Raw genomic sequence first — 3070 nt, 5'->3', positions numbered from 1 at the left:
CCCCGGGGGAACGGGCGCTCGGGCGGTCGGGCGCTCGGCTATCGCGTCAGCCGCACGGTGTCGAACTCGGCCCAGATGGTCTTGCCGTGGCTGTGCCCTTCGGCGCCCCAGCGGTCGGCGGTCTGCTGCACGATGAACAGGCCGTGGCCGCCGGGCAGGGTGGGCTCGTGCGGCCGACGCGGGACGGGCAGGTCGGGGCTGCGGTCGCTGACCTCGACCCGGAGCCGCTCCCCGGTGGTGTCCAGGACCAGCTCCAGGGGGCCGCCGCCGTGCAGCATGGCGTTGGCGACGAGTTCCGCCACCAGCAGGACCACGTCCGCGGCGATGTCCTCGTCCGCGATGCCGGCCGCCGCGGCCGGGTACCAGTCGCCGAGCGCCCGGGCGGTGAACTCCCGGGCCCGGCCAACCGGTTTGGGCAGGTCGGCCAGCGTGAGGCGTCTGCGCTGGCCGCCGACCGGCACGGCGGACAGTTCCCGGTGCGGGTCGCCGTCCAGGGTTCCCCGGCTGGTCGTCATGGAGGGCACCCTTTCGGATCGACGGCGGTGTCGCCTGGTCGGATTCCCCGCGGTCGCGGGATCATGCCTGATTCTGCGACGGACCGGGCTCAGCCCGCCAGGGCCGCGTCCACGGACTCGTGGATGGAGAACACCGTCCGGGCTCCGGTCAGTTCGAGGACCCGCATGACAGTGGGGGCCACCGCCGCGAGGCGCAGCTCCAGTCCCTGCTTTCCGGCCTCCAGGCGGGTGCGCAGCAGGAGGTTCAGGCCGGAGGAGTCGCAGAAGCCCACCCGGCGCAGGTCGATCACCACCGCGCTCGGGCGCCGGGCGAGCAGGCCGGCGAGCGCCTCGCGGGCAGGTGCCAGGGTCTCGATGTCGAGGTCTCCTGCGAGGGCGCACACGACCGCGCCGGACTCCGTGGTGCGGGTCTCCACGGTCAGCTCCGCGCGGGCCTCGGCGGCCGTCAGCGTGCTGCTCGCCTGGTTGTTGCCGGATGGCATCATCGTCGTCCCCTCCGTTCCGTGCCCTCCGACCTTACGGAGATTGCGCCTCTCGGCCAAGCGAGTAGCGGGGTGTTGCGCCGGGTTCGCGCCCCTCGGGTCGGACCGCGGCGCACGGTCAGGTGGCGTCCATGCCCGCCCGCAGCCGCTTCAGGGTGCGGCTGAGCAGGCGGGAGACGTGCATCTGGGAGAGGCCGAGCCGTTCGCCGATCTGGGACTGCGTCAGGTCCTCGCAGAAGCGCATCGAGAGGATGAGCCGGTCGCGTTCCGGCAGGTCGGCGACGAGCGGCTTGAGGGCGACGAGGTCGTCGACGAGGGCGAGTTGCCGGTCGTCCGCGCCGAGGCGCTCGCCGATCGGGCGCGGCTGTCCGTCGTCCGTCTCCGCGCCGTCGAGGGAGCCGGCCGTGTGGGCGTTGGCGGCCGTCAGCCCTTCGATCACCTCCTCCTCGGAGAGCGCGAGGCGGGCGGCCAGTTCGGCGACGGTGGGGGCGCGGTCGAGTTCGCGGGCCAGGCCCTCCTGGGCCCTGGCCAGGGTGATCCGCAGTTCCTGGAGGCGGCGGGGCACGTGGACGGCCCAGGTGGTGTCGCGGAAGTGGCGGCGGATCTCGCCGAGGATCGTCGGCATGGCGAAGGTGGTGAACTCGACGCCGAGTTCGGGGTCGAAGCGGTCGATGGCCTTGATCAGGCCGACCGCGCCGACCTGGAGCAGGTCCTCGCGGGGCTCGCGGGCGGCGCTGAAGCGGCGGACCGCGTACTTGACCAGGGAGAGGTTCATCTCGACGAGGGTGGCGCGGACGTAGGAGTACTCCCGGGTGCCCTCCTCCAGGTCGGCGAGGCGCAGCAGCAGGGTCCGGTTGAGTTCGCGGGCGTCGGCGGGGGCGATCTCCCGCGGGTCCCCGGTGTCGGACAGTTCCGGTACCAGTTGCTCGCGCAGTTGTGCGTCGGTGGCGGCTTCGCAGGACGGGTCCGCCGTCGACGGGGCGACGGAGACGGGCAGTTCACCGGTGGGCGCGACCATGGGAGTCCCTTCCTCGTGACGGCACGGTCGCAACGGCCGCTACCCGGGACGGCGGGTTCGATGCAGGTGCCGGTCGAGAAGATTTCGTGAAGGCCCGCGGGTGCGTCGGTGGAGGCTGCCCGGGGCGCGGGTCCTCGTCACCGACGGTTGCCCTGTGCTCTCTGGCCTGGGGTAGCCTCCGAGGAACGGTCCACCACGGGTGGGACGGCGGTCGGCTGCTCCGGCCGGTGCTCCCGGGTACCCACGATCGGGTGCCGGCCGCCGGCCCGGCGTTCTACGGAGGCGACGTTCGATGGCTGTCCCGACCACGCCCAACGGCGCTCGACCCCATCCCGAAGGAGGGCCGGCCACCCAGGTCGGCGAGCAGGAACTGCGGCTGCTGCTGGCCGGGTTGACGGCGGTGCGGGACGGCGACTTCAGTACGGAGCTGCCGGGCGACGCGGGCGGGCTGCTGGGCGAGATCGCAACCGTGTTCAACGGCATGGTCGACCAGCTGTCCCACTTCACCTCCGAGGTGACCCGGGTGGCCCGCGAGGTCGGCACCGAGGGCCGGCTCGGCGGGCAGGCACAGGTGCCGGGCGTGTCGGGGACCTGGGCGGACCTGACCGATTCCGTCAACGCGATGGCGGGCAACCTCACCACCCAGGTGCGCGACATCGCGCAGGTCGCCACGGCGGTGGCCGAGGGCGACCTGTCGCAGAAGATCACCGTCGATGCGCGGGGCGAGATCCTGCAGCTGAAGAACACCGTCAACACGATGGTCGACCAGCTCGGCTCGTTCGCCGGGGAGGTGACCCGGGTGGCCCGCGAGGTCGGCACCGAGGGCATCCTCGGCGGCCAGGCCGATGTGAAGGGCGTCTCGGGGACATGGCGGGACCTGACCGACTCGGTGAACTTCATGGCGGGCAACCTGACCGGCCAGGTCCGCTCGATCGCCGAGGTCGCCACCGCGGTGGCGCGCGGCGACCTGTCGCAGAAGATCCGGGTGGATGCGCGCGGGGAGATCCTGGAGCTCAAGACCACGATCAACACGATGGTCGACCAGCTGAGTTCGT

The 3070-nt window shown here is 72.5% G+C and carries 4 protein-coding genes; 1 reads left to right on the top strand and 3 read right to left on the bottom strand.

All coding sequences use genetic code 11. The features are described from left to right. Positions 1 to 38 precede the first annotated feature (38 nt). From ACWGB8_RS38295 to ACWGB8_RS38285, 3 genes are all read right to left on the bottom strand, one after another. Positions 39 to 515 carry an ATP-binding protein gene (locus ACWGB8_RS38295; RefSeq protein WP_452218270.1) on the bottom strand — a complete coding sequence of 159 codons (477 nt, stop codon included), beginning with the start codon at positions 513 to 515 and terminating at the stop codon, positions 39 to 41. An 89-nt stretch (positions 516 to 604) separates the two neighbouring features. After that, on the bottom strand, positions 605 to 1000 hold the full coding sequence (locus ACWGB8_RS38290) for an STAS domain-containing protein (RefSeq protein ID WP_452218269.1): 396 nt from the start codon (positions 998 to 1000) through the stop codon (positions 605 to 607). Positions 1001 to 1115: 115 nt separating this feature from the next. Next, positions 1116 to 2015, bottom strand: a complete 900-nt coding sequence (locus tag ACWGB8_RS38285; protein ID WP_452218268.1) for a SigB/SigF/SigG family RNA polymerase sigma factor — start codon at positions 2013 to 2015, stop codon at positions 1116 to 1118. A gap of 292 nt (positions 2016 to 2307) precedes the next feature. Between ACWGB8_RS38285 and ACWGB8_RS38280 the strand changes: the two genes are divergently transcribed. Further along, on the top strand, positions 2308 to 3070 hold a 763-nt coding region (locus ACWGB8_RS38280), incomplete at its 3' end, for a HAMP domain-containing protein (protein WP_452218267.1).

This window comes from Kitasatospora sp. NPDC054939 (assembly GCF_053610105.1).
Note: the sequence above shows the minus strand (reverse complement) of the source record. Positions and strands in the feature narration are given on the sequence as shown.

Bases quoted from the DNA above. Each gene is read 5' to 3' on its own strand.
- ACWGB8_RS38295 (WP_452218270.1), bottom strand. From the start codon at position 515: ATGACGACCAGCCGGGGAACCCTGGACGGCGACCCGCACCGGGAACTG.
- ACWGB8_RS38290 (WP_452218269.1), bottom strand. From the start codon at position 1,000: ATGATGCCATCCGGCAACAACCAGGCGAGCAGCACGCTGACGGCCGCC.
- ACWGB8_RS38285 (WP_452218268.1), bottom strand. From the start codon at position 2,015: ATGGTCGCGCCCACCGGTGAACTGCCCGTCTCCGTCGCCCCGTCGACG.